Origin of the sequence: Shimia haliotis (genome assembly GCF_900114415.1) — a bacterium.
Lineage (GTDB): Bacteria > Pseudomonadota > Alphaproteobacteria > Rhodobacterales > Rhodobacteraceae > Shimia > Shimia haliotis.
Window position 1 is genome coordinate 36,571 of record NZ_FOSZ01000013.1, and the last position, 14,479, is coordinate 51,049.

18 protein-coding genes are annotated in these 14,479 nt (G+C 56.0%); 10 read left to right on the forward strand and 8 right to left on the reverse strand.

Annotation, left to right across the window (positions count from 1 at the left end; genetic code table 11):
* Positions 1-108: 108 nt before the first annotated feature.
* From BM069_RS19095 to BM069_RS19140, 10 genes are all read left to right on the forward strand, one after another.
* Complete coding sequence (locus BM069_RS19095; protein ID WP_093326094.1) at positions 109-396, forward strand: STAS domain-containing protein; 288 nt, start codon at positions 109-111, stop codon at positions 394-396.
* On the forward strand, positions 393-755 hold the full coding sequence (locus BM069_RS19100) for a response regulator (RefSeq protein WP_093326096.1): 363 nt from the start codon (positions 393-395) through the stop codon (positions 753-755). The genes BM069_RS19095 and BM069_RS19100 overlap by 4 nt, the downstream gene beginning before the upstream one ends.
* Positions 756-768: 13 nt before the next feature.
* Entirely contained in the window at positions 769-2,955 is a 2,187-nt protein-coding gene (locus BM069_RS19105) for a chemotaxis protein CheA (protein ID WP_093326097.1), read from the forward strand.
* 1 nt (position 2,956) lies between these two features.
* Positions 2,957-3,427, forward strand: coding sequence for a chemotaxis protein CheW (locus BM069_RS19110; RefSeq protein WP_093326099.1), 471 nt, complete (start codon positions 2,957-2,959; stop codon positions 3,425-3,427).
* A complete protein-coding gene (locus BM069_RS19115) occupies positions 3,424-4,311 on the forward strand; it encodes a CheR family methyltransferase (protein WP_093326100.1) in 888 nt (295 codons plus the stop codon). The genes BM069_RS19110 and BM069_RS19115 overlap by 4 nt, the downstream gene beginning before the upstream one ends.
* Before the next feature lie 16 nt (positions 4,312-4,327).
* On the forward strand, positions 4,328-4,714 hold the full coding sequence (locus tag BM069_RS19120) for a response regulator (protein WP_093326102.1): 387 nt from the start codon (positions 4,328-4,330) through the stop codon (positions 4,712-4,714).
* Between the two features lie 22 nt (positions 4,715-4,736).
* The gene (locus tag BM069_RS19125) at positions 4,737-5,084 is read left to right on the forward strand and encodes a hypothetical protein (RefSeq protein WP_093326103.1); all 348 of its coding nucleotides are present in this window, start codon (positions 4,737-4,739) and stop codon (positions 5,082-5,084) included.
* Between the two features lie 22 nt (positions 5,085-5,106).
* Positions 5,107-6,306: a PAS domain-containing protein gene (locus BM069_RS19130; RefSeq protein ID WP_093326105.1), complete on the forward strand. Its 1,200-nt coding sequence runs from the start codon at positions 5,107-5,109 to the stop codon at positions 6,304-6,306.
* Positions 6,307-6,416: 110 nt separating this feature from the next.
* Positions 6,417-8,339: a methyl-accepting chemotaxis protein gene (locus BM069_RS19135; protein ID WP_093326106.1), complete on the forward strand. Its 1,923-nt coding sequence runs from the start codon at positions 6,417-6,419 to the stop codon at positions 8,337-8,339.
* 80 nt (positions 8,340-8,419) lie between these two features.
* Positions 8,420-8,989 carry a chemotaxis protein CheD gene (locus tag BM069_RS19140; RefSeq protein WP_170846796.1) on the forward strand — a complete coding sequence of 190 codons (570 nt, stop codon included), beginning with the start codon at positions 8,420-8,422 and terminating at the stop codon, positions 8,987-8,989.
* A 123-nt stretch (positions 8,990-9,112) separates the two neighbouring features.
* Here BM069_RS19140 and BM069_RS19145 read toward each other — a convergent pair whose 3' ends face one another.
* From BM069_RS19145 to BM069_RS19180, 8 genes are all read right to left on the reverse strand, one after another.
* Complete coding sequence (locus BM069_RS19145; protein ID WP_093326109.1) at positions 9,113-10,171, reverse strand: ferredoxin--NADP reductase; 1,059 nt, start codon at positions 10,169-10,171, stop codon at positions 9,113-9,115.
* A 1-nt stretch (position 10,172) separates the two neighbouring features.
* Positions 10,173-10,403: a hypothetical protein gene (locus BM069_RS19150; RefSeq protein WP_093326110.1), complete on the reverse strand. Its 231-nt coding sequence runs from the start codon at positions 10,401-10,403 to the stop codon at positions 10,173-10,175.
* An 8-nt stretch (positions 10,404-10,411) separates the two neighbouring features.
* Entirely contained in the window at positions 10,412-10,897 is a 486-nt protein-coding gene (locus BM069_RS19155; protein WP_093326112.1) for a hypothetical protein, read from the reverse strand.
* Entirely contained in the window at positions 10,894-11,784 is an 891-nt protein-coding gene (locus BM069_RS19160; protein ID WP_244503672.1) for an ABC transporter six-transmembrane domain-containing protein, read from the reverse strand. The genes BM069_RS19155 and BM069_RS19160 overlap by 4 nt, the downstream gene beginning before the upstream one ends.
* Positions 11,781-12,947, reverse strand: coding sequence for an aromatic ring-hydroxylating oxygenase subunit alpha (locus BM069_RS19165; protein WP_093326113.1), 1,167 nt, complete (start codon positions 12,945-12,947; stop codon positions 11,781-11,783). Before BM069_RS19165 ends, BM069_RS19160 begins: the two co-directional genes overlap by 4 nt.
* A gap of 10 nt (positions 12,948-12,957) precedes the next feature.
* Positions 12,958-13,221 carry a hypothetical protein gene (locus BM069_RS19170; protein WP_093326115.1) on the reverse strand — a complete coding sequence of 88 codons (264 nt, stop codon included), beginning with the start codon at positions 13,219-13,221 and terminating at the stop codon, positions 12,958-12,960.
* Positions 13,222-13,809 (reverse strand): TetR/AcrR family transcriptional regulator, encoded by a 588-nt coding sequence (locus BM069_RS19175; RefSeq protein WP_093326117.1) that lies wholly within the window; start codon positions 13,807-13,809, stop codon positions 13,222-13,224.
* A gap of 368 nt (positions 13,810-14,177) precedes the next feature.
* Positions 14,178-14,479, reverse strand: a 302-nt coding sequence (locus BM069_RS19180; RefSeq protein ID WP_139216252.1) for an integrase core domain-containing protein, incomplete at its 5' end; no start/stop codon positions are given.

Genomic DNA, 14,479 nt, shown 5'->3' on the forward strand with positions numbered 1-14,479 from the left:
GCCGGCGCCGAGCAGCAGTAACCCCGTATTAAGAGAGAGATCCTAGGGTCCGCAAAACAAGCCATTAAATTGCAAGCGACCCAACTCAAAATGTGCCCCTCCGATCAAATGACAGATGCAGGCCAAATTGACCTGCCCAAAACCCTAGACCATGCCCACGCGACAGCTTTGCGCACGCAGATCGAGGCCCACCGGGGCATGGCCGTCTCACTGAACGCCAACGCCTGTGACTTTCTGGGCGGCGCGGGGGTCGAGCTGTTGCTTGCGGCCCATGCAGAATGGACCGACACGGGCAACGCTTTCACCATTCACTCAATGTCCGAGAAATTTGCAGCCGGAGTGACCTGCCTTGGTCTGCAAAACACCGCGCCCTTTCAAGAGGTATCCGAAGAATGACAAAGATTTTGGCCATCGATGATTCCCGCACCATGCGGGCAATGCTCGAAACCGCCCTGAGCGAGGCAGGCATGGATGTCGATCTGGCAGAAGACGGCGTAGAGGGATTGGAAATTCTGCCAGACTCCGCGCCAGATCTGGTGATCACCGACATCAACATGCCCCGCCTTGACGGCTTCGGCCTGATAGAAGGGGTGCGTTCCAACCCTGAAAACGCCTCTTTGCCCATTCTGGTGCTCACGACCGAAAACGGCGACGCCCTGAAACAGCGGGCTCGGGATGCCGGAGCGACCGGCTGGATTGTGAAGCCCTTTGATGCCGAAAAACTCGTGGCGGTGATCAACCGCCTGGTTGTCTGAAAGGAACCCCGGTATGTCCGATCTTCGTGACATGTTCTTTGAGGAATGCGATGACCTGATGGAGGTTCTATCCTCAGGTCTGGATGACCTCCAGAACGGCAATGGTGACGCTGAAACCATCAACGCAATGTTCCGCTCCGTGCATTCGATCAAGGGCGGTGGCGGCGCTTTCGGATTGGATCGGCTGATCAATTTTGCCCATGCGTTCGAAAACGTGCTCGAAGACCTTCGGTCGGAAAGGATCGAGGCAGATCATGGTCTCATTGCACTGATGTTTTCGGCCTTTGATCACCTTAGTGATCTGGTCGACGCAGCACGCGACGACCTTGAAATTGCCGAACATGCCGGTGCATCCATTCTTGCGGATTTGCATCAGGTCTCTGCGCCCGAAGGTGGCACCACTTCAGATTCTGCTGAAGTTGATGTTGCCGACTTCGTACCGCTGACACTGGATATTGGCGGAGAAGACGGCGCCAGCATCCCACTGCCTGATCTGAATTTTGATCTTTCTGCACCTGCCGAGGACACTTCAGGCACCCCAGCTTTCGCCATCGAGTTCTCCGCCGACCCCGGCCTTTACTCTCGTGGTCATGACCCCGCGCTGTTGTTTCGCGCGCTTTCCGAATTGGGCACATTGACGGCCCGTGTCGACACCACCGAAGTCTTACCCCTGAACGAAGTTGGGGATCATTTTTCGGCGTTGACGTGGCACCTGAATCTTCTGCCCGCCGCAGGCGTCGAAGAAGATGACATACGCGAAGTTTTTGAATTCGTCGAAAGCCAATGCGTGCTGGAAATTGCAACGACCTTTCTGCATGAAGACGACACACCTTTGGCCGAGTTGCCCGCCTTGGCTGGACTGCCCGACGAACCAGACGGCGGAACCGCCGGCGACACCCCCACAACGCCAATTCCGACCTCCAAGCCCTCAAAAGGTGGGAAACCTGCGGAGGTCAAACCGGACACCGGAAAAAAGTCTGAGCCGCGCAACAGCACAATCCGCGTCGATCTCGATCGCGTGGATCGTTTGATCAACCTCGTTGGCGAACTGGTCATCAGCGAGGCCATGTTGCGTCAATCCATGAACGAGCTTCCCGTCTCCGCCAACAGCTCAGTTAGCGAAGCTATTGGACAGCTAAAAACCCTGTCTGGCGTTCTACAGGAAAGCGTCATGGCCATTCGCGCGCAACCGGTGCGCGGTCTCTTTCAGCGCATGTCGCGCATCATGCGGGAAAGCTCACGAACCGCAGGCAAGGACGCCCGTATGCTGGTGGTCGGCGACAGCACCGAGGTCGACAAGACCGTCACCGAGCGGCTTGTTGAACCTCTTACACACATGATCCGGAATTCGGTCGATCATGGCCTCGAAACCGCGGAAGACCGGATCCAGGCGGGCAAACCCGCGCAAGGAACAATCAAGCTGGAGGCCGCGCACAGATCTGGTCGCGTGGTGATCTCTCTCACGGACGACGGCGCAGGCATCAACCGCGAAAAAGTGCGCGCCATAGCCGAAGCCCGCGGACTGGTGCGCGCCGAAGACGACCTGACCGACTCCGACGTCGACAATCTCTTGTTCCGGCCGGGTTTTTCCACCGCGGATACCGTGTCCGAACTCTCTGGCCGCGGTGTCGGTCTGGATGTCGTCCGCAGCGAGATTCAAGCCCTTGGCGGCCGCATCAACCTTCAGTCTGACCCGGGTAAAGGCACCACCATCACGATCTCACTGCCACTCACACTTGCGGTCATGGAGGGTATGCTTGTCACCATCGAAGGCGAGAGCCTTGTGGTGCCGACCGTCGCGCTGCGCGAAACCCTCCAGCCAGGTCAGGCCAATGTCCACGACTTCTGCGACGGCGACCGTGGCCTGTCCATGAATGGCGAAATTCTCCCGATCGTAGACCTTGGCGAGGCCCTCGGATTCCGGACCAAACTCAGCACCCTAGAAAATCAGGCGCTCCTGCTGATCGAAGGGGAAAGCGGCCGCCGCTCCGCACTCGCTGTTGATACCATCATCGAACAACGTGAGGTCGTGATCAAAGGGCTGGAACAGAATTATCAATCCATCCCCGGAATTGCCGCCGCGACCATTTTGGGCAACGGCAAAATTGCCCTGATCGTCGACACCGATCAAATGATCCCCACCGCAGGCCAAAGCCAACTGAGCCTGCTCACGGGTCAAGAACATGCAGAGGTAGCCTGATATGACCGAGCAAACACCCGAAGAACAAACCGCAGACCGCGTCGAAATTGTCTCTTTCACCATTGGTGAACAAGCTTTTTGCCTCGACATCGGGCACGTTCTGGAAATCCGCGGCTGGACCAGTACCACGACCTTGCCACACGCGCCCGAATATGTGGTTGGCATGATGAATCTGCGAGGTGCGGTTCTGCCTGTGATGGATCTATCGATGCGTCTGGGATTGGGCAAAACCGTTCCCGAAAGCCGCTCGGTGATCATCATCGCCCACATCGACAAGAAAAGCGTCGGTTTTCTCGTTGATGCCGTGTCCAACATTCTGACGGTAAATCCGGCAGACATGCAGCCCACTCCAGATGTCTCCTCAGCCAAGACTGCGGCGTTCATCAAAGGTGTCTACATGCAAGAAGACACGATTGTGCGGGCGATCGACGTGCATCAAATCATGCCACAGGAAAACATGGCTGCGGCATGATGCACAATCCGGGGCAAATATTGGACGAAGTGACCATCAGCGACGCGGATTTTGTCCGCATCGCCGGCCTTGTGCGCTCCATGACAGGCATCGACTTGCAGCCGCACAAGCGCGCTATGGTGGCGGCACGCCTTGCCAAACGGCTAAGCGCCACGGGAATCGGCTCAATCTCAGAGTATTGCACCCGCCTAGAACGCGGCACGGCAGATGATGAAGTCAGCCACTTTATCAACGCCTACACCACCAACATGACCCGCTTCTACCGCGAGCACCACCACTTCGAACACCTTGCCTCAGATACGTTGCCGCCCCTGATCGAAAATGCCCGTCGTGGCGGGCGTGTGCGGATTTGGTCCGCCGGTTGTTCCAGCGGTGAAGAAGCCTATGGTATTGCTTTCTCGGTGTTGGATCTCTGCCCCGAAGCGCGACAACTGGATATCAAAATCCTTGCTTCCGACATTGATTTGGACATCCTCGAACGTGCCGAAACCGGGCACTACCCAAAAAGCGACGCAGACAACTTGCCCGGTGAGCAGGTTCAAACCTATTTCGACCCGCTGCCCGGCACCCCTGATCAGCTGTCCGTAAATCAGCAGGCCCGCGACCTCATCGCGTTCCGTCAGTTGAACCTGCATGCAGAATGGCCTTTTGGCGGCAAGTTTGACGTCATCATTTGCCGCAACGTGGCGATCTACTTCGATCTGCCTACACAAAGCAGTCTTTGGCGCCGCTTTGGCGAAGCATTGACCGAAACCGGTGTGCTCTACATCGGACATTCCGAGGGCATTGATCCCGACAATAGCCACCTTTTCCAAATCGCCGGACGCAGCGTGTTCCGAAAAAACCCCGACAACAAAACAACTGCCGTGAAAGGCACCTCCTAAATATGGGGACCCCAAAATGAGTCTGAAAGACAAACTGCATATTCTCGTGGTTGACGACATGTCCACCAGCCGCGGCCTGATCACACAGGCGCTTGATGAACTCGGAATCGTCAATTACCGAACGGAAAACAACGGTCAATCCGCATGGCGCAGCCTCGCAGCAAAGCCCGTGCATCTTGTGCTGTCAGATTACAACATGCCGGAGATGGACGGATTGCAATTGCTCCATGCGATCCGCTCCCACAAACCGATCGCCCGCACCGGATTCATTCTCGTTACCGGACGTGCTGATCCTGAAACCATCAACGCCGGCGTCAAGCTAGGCATGAACAACTTCATCAAGAAGCCCTTTCAGACAGCCCAACTCAAGGCCTGCATCGAGAAAGTCGTGGGTGCGCTTTGACCAGCGCCTTCACGGAATACCAATGACAACACGAACGACCGCCGATTTACTGACCACCGTTGCAGAGGACATCTCAGAGATGGCCGCCGTAGCACATGCACTCGACGCACTGACAAGCGAGCTTGATCTTAGCAAGGCAGATCAATCGAAAATTCGTGACCTCCAGAAGATAGACGCCCTGTTCCAGCATCTGGACGACATCGCCGCGCTGTTGCGCAAAATGTCGGACATGATCGGCACCGGACCTACGCTGGACACCCGTGATCTCTGCGCGGCCGTTCGCTTGGACTACCTGAAAACCCGCCTAACCAACGCAACGCACGTCGACGCTGCAACACCGCCGGTGGCGGGCGACGTAAACCTGTTTTGACCACGCGCCGCCGGAGGCTGCCATGAACGCGATCACTCAAATTTCCCCTGCCACAAACTCTCAGGACGTGACATTGCCGCGCGAAGCGGTTTTGACTACGGCCACCGACCCACGCAGCATGCTGACATTTGTCAGCAAGGACTTCGCCGATCTTTCGGGGTTTGACGTCGACCACCTGATCGGGTCGCCCCACAAAGTCGTTCGGCATCCCGATACGCCGCGCGGCATTTTTCATCTGCTTTGGGACAGCCTGAAATCAGGGCAAGCCGTCTACCTCTATGTCAAAAACCAGACTGCGGCCGGCGATGCCTATTGGTCGTTGGCCACCCACACGATCACCGACAATGGTTTCATGTCCGCACGCATCCGTCCCTCCTCGTCGCTTTTTGAAAAGGTGAAGGACATATATTCCGAGATGCTCAACACTGAAGCCGGCGGCGCGTCCCCCGAAGAGAGCGCCGCATGGTTTATCAGTCAAATTCAAAGCATGGGATATACTGACCTTCTGCATCTCGGGTCCGACGCCCTGAACAGCGAATTCAAAGCCCGCGGCGACTGCGACCCTCAATTTGAAACCAGCTTCCGGATCATGGATGAAATCCTTCAACTGGTCGAAGAAATGCGAGAACTCGCAGAAGGGATCGAGGGAGGTTTCAAACGCGTTCGCGGTGAACCTGTCAACTTGCGCATTCTTGCTGGGCGCCTCGAAGGCGCCGGTGCCGCGCTGGGCACAATTTCCCAAAATTACGATGCCATGGCGCAGGAAATGTATGAGTTACTCGGCCGCCTGCATGCACAAAACAGCGGCGCCCTGCACGATATGTTCTTTGCAGTGTCTCACGCCCGCGCCAATGAACAATGTGGCCGCCTACTGGACCAAAGCATCGCGCGTGAAGAGCAGTTCCTCAACGACGGAGAGCAATGCGTTGCACTGCGACGCCAACAGGATCACTTGAATGCCGTGACTACCCAGTGCATTCGGGAAATCTCCCATACAGGCAAACCAATTCCGGACATTTGTCGCTCTCTGCGCCGCCGGATCAACGGGCTGGACGTAGTGAAGCTGCTTTGCAAGGTCGAAAGCGGCCGTATGCGCGACGTGGACAGCGGCCTCGACGGCATCATCGACCGACTTCAGGCATTCCATGACGGGACCGACAAGGGCCTTGCGGAACTCTCCTCCAAAGCTTCTCAAATTCAACAGAAAATCAACGCCTTCTGAGGTAAACGACACCATCGTTTAACCCGCATTCGATACCAAAGAGCCGAACACTCCTCACGCCCCTGCGCTCACACTGATCCGTCAGGGCAGCAAGACAAACGGAAACTGCTATGTCCGCCATTTCAATAATCCGCGAACGTTTCTCCCAAATGGGGATACAGGCCAAAGTGGCCTCCGCTATCATTTTCGCCGTGGTTTTGGCGATTGGATCGGCATGTTACCCTCAGTATCTACAGAGGCTTCAAATCCTCGAAGAGAGGCAAACACAAACCGCTGAACTTGTGGCGGAAATCATCTCGGCTAAGGCGTCGCAGTCCCTTCAAGCTTCGGAGTTCTTCGAGGTTCAGTCCGTTCTGTCGGAAACTGTTGCAAAACACTCAGACATTCTTGCGGTCAGCATCAAGCACGTCACCGAAGGTGTTGTTGCGGAAGCCACAGCAAAATCCGGCACCGCCGGCTCTGCGGTTCATAGCCTTTCTATGTCCCAACGTGACATGCTTGCTGCCGCGCAAGACGGTGGTCGGGTAGTTGATCATCTGTTCGTTTTCAAGACCCCAATTGTGGCTGTGGAAAATGGCGAATATCTGGGTTCGGTGACGCTCCTGCGCGACATCGCCCCCGCAATTTCAGACGTCCGCAAGGATCAAGCCCTAAGTTCTCTCAAAAGCGCCACAGCGGGATTGGTGGCCATGATTGTACTTTTGTGGATGATCGGACGAACCATCTCCAAACCCGTGCTGGCCGTAGGTACTGCAATGGACCGGATTGCTGAGCACGACTATGAGGCCGAAATTCCCTGCGTGAACCGTGGCGATGAAATCGGTCAAATGGCTCAGCGCCTTGCCTTTTTCCGAGATCAGCTCGACGAAGAAGAGAAACTGCGCGAAATGCGCGAGGAAGAAGACGTCAAACGCCGCGATCTTGTGCATCAACTGGGACAGGGTCTCGCTGATCTTGCGGACGGGCGCGTCGATCGCTCCATTGATATTCAACAATTCGAAGCAGGCATTGAAGGCATCGAAATCATCAATGATTTTAATAAAGTAGTCCTCAACCTGCGGCAAATCCTGTCAACTGCCACCCGTACTGCGGAAAGCGTGCGCAACAGCTCTGAAGAAATCGCGGAAGTCGTCATCGATCAATCCAAACGCTCCGAGGCACAAGCCGTGACCCTGGAAGAGTCCGCCGCGGCCATAGAAACGCTCTTTGGGTCTGTCGAACAAACCGCCGCCAATGCTGCGGACGCCAAGAAACGCATTCTGGAAAACCGCGAGCAAGCTCAATCCGGTGGCGATGTGGTGGAACAAACCGTTCAGGCAATGAAAAACATCGAAACCTCCTCCAACCAGATCACAGCGATCATTGGTGTCATCGACGACATCGCCTTCCAGACCAACCTGTTGGCGCTCAATGCGGGTGTAGAAGCCGCCCGCGCCGGCGAAGCAGGCCGCGGGTTCGCAGTGGTGGCCTCCGAAGTTCGTGCACTGGCTCAACGCGCCTCTTCCAGCGCCAATGAAATCAAGGACCTGATCACTCGGTCCGGCGAACAAGTCACCAGCGGCAGCCGACTCGTGAACGAAGCCGGCGGCGCTTTGCATGACATCATTGACGGCATCAATCATGCCTCTGATTTGGTGTCCCAAATCGCAACGAGTTCGCGCGCACAAGCCGACAACCTCGCCGAAATCAAAGAAAGCGTTCGTGACCTGGATCGAGTAACCCAGCGCAACGCCGCCATGATTGAGGAAAGCTCCGCGGCCAGCCGCAGCCTCTCGGACGAGGCGCGTCGCCTAAGCACCACGCTTCAGGTTTTTACCTTGACCGAAGGAGCCGATGCAGAGGTCTTGCAAACGTGGGAAGACGACATCGCAGAGGAAGCGGACGAAACAACTCTACCGGTACAGGTCACTGAGGAAACGCGCCCCAAAGCCCAAGCCCCTGTCGCGGAAATCAAGCCGACCGTACAGGAAGATGCTTCCACATACCGCCCTGCACAAGCGGTCAATGACGCCGACGCCTGGGCTGACTTCTGAGGCCCGGGCGCCCGGACCAAAACAATGGTGGGATGCGGGTCATTCCCGGCACCCCACCAACCAAAAAGACGAAAGCCAACATGAGCCAGAATACTTCCCACGCCGTCGTCGGCTTCCGCACACAAGCTCTCCTTCAAGGGGACGTCCAGGTTTCTGCCGACCCGGATTTGGTGATCACCACCATGCTCGGCAGCTGTGTTGCGGCCTGTATGTGGGACGAGGTCGCCGGAATCGGGGGCATGAACCATTTCTTGTTGCCCGGCAACGATCCCAACTCACGCGGGGCCGTGAAGGAGGGGGTTCATGCAATGGAATTGCTCGTGAACGGCTTGATCCAGTCCGGTGCCAGCCGCGACCGGATGAAGGTGAAATTGTTGGGCGGCTCTAAAATGTTTGACAGCCGCATCGATGTTGGAGCCAAGAATGCAGAATTTGCCATGTGGTTCGTACGCAACGAAGGGTTTGACCTGATTGATTGCTGCCTCGGCGGTCAACGCGGCCGCAACATCCGTTTCTGGCCGGTCGGCGGCCGCATTCAACGTCGCTTCATGAATGACGCCAAAATTGTGCTCGAAGAAACCGCCCAAGCCTCCGCCCGTCGCCGCGCTGGCAATCAAAAAGACCACGCAGGCGAAGTTCAGCTTTTCTAACCTCCTACTAGCCCTGTTTGGGGTGTCGGGGCGGGATGTGGCCTTTCGCCATTTCGCGTCAGTTCGGATCTCCGCCCGAAAACAACCTAATTTTCACAAGGCTCAATAGCAAAAAACTCCCCGCTACTCCGGAAAATTCACCTTCAAGTGCTTGCTCGTCGCAACGGATTGGCAGGTCAAAATCTCGCCGGACAAGACTTCTTTGTCCTCCAAAGCCATATGCGCGCGCATGTGAACATCGCCTGACGTCAATTTCGCGCGACAAGCACCGCACACGCCGGATTGGCAACTGAAGGACGGTGAAAGTCCGGCTGCCAAAACAGCCTCAAGCACAGTTTGATCCGCGCCAACGGCCACCTCGGTTGTTTTCCCATCCAGCCGCACTTGAGCCGTTGCCGCCACACCCGTAACGCCATCATCGGCCGCCCTTTCGCCACCAAAACTTTCCATATGAATGCGGTCTTTAGGAACATCCATATTGGCGAGCGCCCGCGCGACATCAGCATTCATGCCACCAGGGCCGCAGATCCAATACTGGGCATCTTGAGCCACAGGCGGCGTTTGAGCGATCGCAGCCTGAATCGCAGCCTCGTCAACCCGCCCTCTGCGCCAAGGTGAAAACCCGCTCCACATGGATTGTGACGACAGCGTGTGCCGGACGGTCAAGCGATCGGGATAGGCCGCTTGCAAGGCGTCAAGCTCGTTACGGAAAATAATCTCTTTTTCCCTCGCGTTGCCCAACACCAGATGCGCCACTGAGTAAGGTTCATTGACAAGAAGCGAGCAGACCATCGCATAAAGCGGGGTGATCCCGCTGCCGGCGCCAAAGAAATAGTGCGTGCGCCGCGCGGTTGCGCCCGGCATCAGAGTAAATCCCCCAAACGGCGGCATAATTTCCAACGTGTCGCCAGCGCTCAGGTGATCGGCAAAGTGGTTCGACACCAAGCCGCCGGCAACGCGTTTCACTGTGATCCGAAGGGCCTCCTCCGGCGGGTTGGAAATCGTATAGCACCTTCGGTGTTCCTCCCCATTGAGGATCACCCGCACCGTCAGGTGTTGTCCGGCAAGCCATCGGAAGGTTTCGCGCAAATATTCCGGCACAGCAAAGGAAACGCTGGTTGCGCGACCAGAAATGATGGGCTCAACATCCGAAACCACCAGTGGATAAAACTGTCGGGCCATATCAAAGTCCCAATTCTGTGGAGTTCAAAACGACCCAGATCACGCCAAGGGCGGTGATGGTCGCGCCCCACATCCACGCAGGCGGTTCATACCCTGTGAGCCACATAACGGCATAATCCGCTGCAACCCACGCAAAAATCCAAATCCCCCAGACGGTCAAACTGGTTGCACCCAGCATCAACCAGACGAAAGAGGCCAGAAACGCGATATTGGAAAGTAAAAACAGGATCATGTGATGCCCTAGCGATAGTCGTATGTTGAGGTTAGGCGACGGATGACCGACCGCCCCGCAAGAGTTGTGATTTCGAACCGGTCGGTTTCGGTCATCGTGCCTTTGTAGCCGTCCCAATCGTATTGGACTTTGACCGTGGTGGTGATCACGGCCATGCCCTCTTGGGTCTCAAGTGTTTGCTGGCGCTCAGAACGACCCACCTCAGAATAACCCTCCATCGCCTCCACTACTTCAGGATTATTTTGCCAGTCTGGCAAAGTTTCCCATTCCGATATGGCATAGCTAAAGGAAAAATCCTGCCCCGCGAGGCCGGTCAGAACATGCACCTGATGGGACGCATCAGGATGCCAATCCCGCCAATTGGCGGAAATGCCGGCCTCTGTTGTGGCCGTGTGATAGCGATCGACCAGATCTTCGGCTTTGCCCGTTGGTGTGGCATAGGCAAGGCCCGCTGCCAAAACCAATCCGATGGCTGTTGCTGTTATGCGTTTCATATTGGGGCCTCCGTTTGGTTGATGCGCCCGGTTATTTCTGAAAGCCGGGAAAAGGTTTGTAGGGTAAGCGGCAGCACAAGCGCGCTTTCGACGAAATCCCAACTATAGGTGACAATCGAAAAAACCTGTCCGGCCGATGCTCCCAATCCCTGCGTCGCGAACCACAGGTTGAACATCTGCAACCCCAAAAGAGCGACGAAAATCAGCCCATAAATGATGCCTTCCGTATCCGAGATCCGAACCTCGGATTTTCGCAACGCAAGCAAATGGGCTCCCAGTCGAGGCAATGATCTGCTTTCAAGGACGCCGACCTGCTTTTCGGATTGGGCATTCAGGGCGCGATTGAGTTTGAAAAACCTCTGATGAACAAAGGCATAAAGAAGGGCCGTGATGATCAACGAGGCAAGCGCGGCCAACGCGAGATTGGCGTGAAAACTCGCAAGAATGGCGATCGCTGCTGTGGCGCGAACAATAGATGTCACGCTTTCGGGCGCTTCCTTTTCCAGAAAATCCACCAGTTCCCGTCCCATGGTGAGCCGCGCGTTCAGGCGTGACACGGGCATCTTGGCCGACCTCGTCACCAAGGCCTTGCCCAGCTCAACCCGCATGATGCCATAAGCGCGCGTGTCATACAGCCGGCGCAAAGTTGCGATGATGATCAGGGCCAGGAACACGAAGCCCAGTTGGTAAAAGGCCGCGTAGTCGCCTTGCATCAGGCCATCGATGGCAAAGCCGATCAAAAGCGGAACAACCGCAAACAATGCGACCTCAAGGAATGTCATCACCCAAGTCACGGTGATTTGCGGCCAAAATGCCAACATCAGTTCGCGGAGCGTCAGAGGTTTGCCTTGAAGCAAGCCCGACCGCCGCGCCAAAGCAGCTTTCATGACGCGCGTTCCTCTTGCGCCACCATAAAGTCAAGAATGGCTTTCTGGTGCTTGGTGATTGGGCTTTCACCGGTGCTCGCTGGACCTATCTCAAGGTACGGGCTGGAGAGCGATTTTTGTTGCTGTTCGCAGGCATAGATGTCCTCGGTCGTGAAATCGCCGGAGGCCATCGGATCGTCCTCGCCGGCGGCATCATCACCGCTGTATTTCGGGCCGCCAAAGGACTTCCAAAACCCCGCGCTGCTCCAGGATTGTTTGCTGTATTCCCAGCTAGACACATTGGCGAGCTTTGTGCGGTTTTCAATCCTCGTCAGATCCGGCGCCAAGGGCGTAATGACAAAAACATTCCAACTGTCCTCGCTGGCTCCGAGCCCAAGACCAGGGAACAACATAGGCACCCAAGCACCACGGTGCGGCTCAGGTATCACCCGCGGCGTTGGCAGGTTGCTTTCCAGAGATTTGCCATAGGCCTCTGAAGGTGGCTCCCAAAAATGGTAGTGCGGCCCTTTCCAGCCAAATTCGGCCTTGGCGTGATCGTACATATGCAGTGTGTTGGAGTGCAAATGGCTGAGGTGATAAACATCGATGTAATTCTCAACGACGATTTTCCAGTTCGCCTTGATCTCATAGGTTCGGCGCGCCTCGTCAAACTCCACCAACTCTTCAGGTTTGTGGGGACCGAGGAAGGGATCTACGTCCCCCAAGAATGCCGCCAAAGAGGGCGGATTGGGGTCCGGATGGACAAACAACATGCCCCGCCAAACGTCCACCGCAGCTGGCTTGAGCCCAAGGCAACTTTTGTCGATCCCTTCAGGATACTCCCTTGCCTCGTCCGGCACTGAAACCAAATTGCCCTCCAGGTCATAGGTCCAGTCATGGTAAGGACAGGTCAGCGCTTTTTGAGTTTTACCCACTGCGCGGATCAACTGTGTCCCGCGGTGGCGGCAAATGTTGTGAAACGCGCGCAGGCGGAAATCGCGCCCCATCACGATAAAGATGTTGTTCAACCCCGCTTGCACCGAGACATAATGACCGGGTTCAGGCACATCCTCTACAAGACCTGCATAGCGCCATGACCTTGAAAAAATGAGCCTCTGCTCACGATCAAACCAATCTTTGGATGTGTAAGCATCAACGGGAAGTTTGTGATACATTCGGGTCATTGCAGCCTCCTCAGACCAACCAGACAGCGTATTGCGGAAATAGGCTTGCGGCCACCATCATGGCGCCAAACAAGGCCCAAAGGAACACGACAGCCCAGAACAGAACGGGATCTTCGTCCCGATCCACTTCGAAAACGAAATGCGCCTGACCGCTGCGCACCGCCGGCACGAGCCACCAAAGGAACAACAAGCCCCATACCCAATAAATCCCCAGAGCCGCCGCAACGACGAGCACCGGAAAAGCGATGTGGTTCAATATCCGCTGTCGGTTCATTTATTGGGCCTCCATTGATGTCAGCAGGAGCAAAGCCCCGTCTCGCAGTTCATCGCGCCAGGATTGCGGGGGCGCCAGCATGGACAGGGAATCCAGATTGACGAGTATTGACGTGACCCCTTGGGCCACGGCGCGCGCCTTCGCGCTGGAGGCCTTTGGAAACAGCCGTTGCAAAGTCCCCGTCAACACTCCCAAAAATCTCTCAAGACTGTTTAAAAGAGCGTCGCGCTTGTCGGGCTGATCACCGACAGCAACCGATAGGGCCTGCCACGCAAGCAACAAACGCGGGTCATGGTCGGCTTCTTCCTGAAACAAAAGCTCCACGATATCTTTGCCCGACCCAGCATAGGCCAGCCCGAGAGCCGCCTCATCACTCATGCCATCAAAGACCTGCACCACATGCGCACAAAGAGCCGAGATCATTTGATCGCGGTTACCAAGGTAGTGACGCAACAGCGGCCGCTTGACCCCCGCCTGAGCCGCAACTCTCTCTTGAGTGGCGCCCTCAAGACCAAACTGCGCAACACACGTGAGGTAGGCATCCAGAATCTGTTCTGATCTTTGGTCTTTCAAGCTTGGACGTGGCATTGGCTTTCCTAAATTGTCACAAATGACAAATAATGCAGGAAGATAAATTGTCAATGATGACAGTAATTAAATTTGCCCAGACCGCACCACGACGCCTGCGCCAGACAACCTTCGCTTCGCCTGTCACAGCCCCATTCATCCAATTTCATGATTGCAACGACAGCTTCGTCTAGATTCCCTGCCACCAAACGGGCGACCTTGTCCGAGGTACATCGAGACAAAGTGTCCATACTGGCCGTGTCCCCAAGCGATCCCAAGACCAAAAACTAAAGCGACGCCCCTCGTCCGCTCGCCTAAGTGCAAAATCTCTCAAATATGGGCACACTAGGGGTAATCCCCCCATTTTTAGAGGGGCGCGTCAGTAGAATCTAAGCTGCTTTCAATTTCTGTATCTGCGTCACGCCACCGATCCCCATGTTTGGTCTTTCGTTGTTGTATGTCCAGAGCCAGTGAGTGGCGTGGTCTTGCACCTCCTCGATGCTGTTGAAGTGATACCGCCCCAGCCATTCTGTCCGGACTGTCCTATTGTAGCGTTCGACATAGGCGTTCTGCTGCGGCTTTCCGGGTTGGATGTAGATTAGGCCGATCCCGGCGTTCTCGGCCCAAGTCTGCAATCGACCACTGACGTATTCAGGGCCATTGTCCACGCGAATGGCCAAAGGCTTTCCAC

Bases quoted from the DNA above. Each gene is read 5' to 3' on its own strand.
- BM069_RS19095 (WP_093326094.1), top strand. From the start codon at position 109: ATGACAGATGCAGGCCAAATTGACCTGCCCAAAACCCTAGACCATGCC.
- BM069_RS19100 (WP_093326096.1), top strand. From the start codon at position 393: ATGACAAAGATTTTGGCCATCGATGATTCCCGCACCATGCGGGCAATG.
- BM069_RS19105 (WP_093326097.1), top strand. From the start codon at position 769: ATGTCCGATCTTCGTGACATGTTCTTTGAGGAATGCGATGACCTGATG.
- BM069_RS19110 (WP_093326099.1), top strand. From the start codon at position 2,957: ATGACCGAGCAAACACCCGAAGAACAAACCGCAGACCGCGTCGAAATT.
- BM069_RS19115 (WP_093326100.1), top strand. From the start codon at position 3,424: ATGATGCACAATCCGGGGCAAATATTGGACGAAGTGACCATCAGCGAC.
- BM069_RS19120 (WP_093326102.1), top strand. From the start codon at position 4,328: ATGAGTCTGAAAGACAAACTGCATATTCTCGTGGTTGACGACATGTCC.
- BM069_RS19125 (WP_093326103.1), top strand. From the start codon at position 4,737: ATGACAACACGAACGACCGCCGATTTACTGACCACCGTTGCAGAGGAC.
- BM069_RS19130 (WP_093326105.1), top strand. From the start codon at position 5,107: ATGAACGCGATCACTCAAATTTCCCCTGCCACAAACTCTCAGGACGTG.
- BM069_RS19135 (WP_093326106.1), top strand. From the start codon at position 6,417: ATGTCCGCCATTTCAATAATCCGCGAACGTTTCTCCCAAATGGGGATA.
- BM069_RS19140 (WP_170846796.1), top strand. From the start codon at position 8,420: ATGAGCCAGAATACTTCCCACGCCGTCGTCGGCTTCCGCACACAAGCT.
- BM069_RS19145 (WP_093326109.1), bottom strand. From the start codon at position 10,171: ATGGCCCGACAGTTTTATCCACTGGTGGTTTCGGATGTTGAGCCCATC.
- BM069_RS19150 (WP_093326110.1), bottom strand. From the start codon at position 10,403: ATGATCCTGTTTTTACTTTCCAATATCGCGTTTCTGGCCTCTTTCGTC.
- BM069_RS19155 (WP_093326112.1), bottom strand. From the start codon at position 10,897: ATGAAACGCATAACAGCAACAGCCATCGGATTGGTTTTGGCAGCGGGC.
- BM069_RS19160 (WP_244503672.1), bottom strand. From the start codon at position 11,784: ATGAAAGCTGCTTTGGCGCGGCGGTCGGGCTTGCTTCAAGGCAAACCT.
- BM069_RS19165 (WP_093326113.1), bottom strand. From the start codon at position 12,947: ATGACCCGAATGTATCACAAACTTCCCGTTGATGCTTACACATCCAAA.
- BM069_RS19170 (WP_093326115.1), bottom strand. From the start codon at position 13,221: ATGAACCGACAGCGGATATTGAACCACATCGCTTTTCCGGTGCTCGTC.
- BM069_RS19175 (WP_093326117.1), bottom strand. From the start codon at position 13,809: ATGCCACGTCCAAGCTTGAAAGACCAAAGATCAGAACAGATTCTGGAT.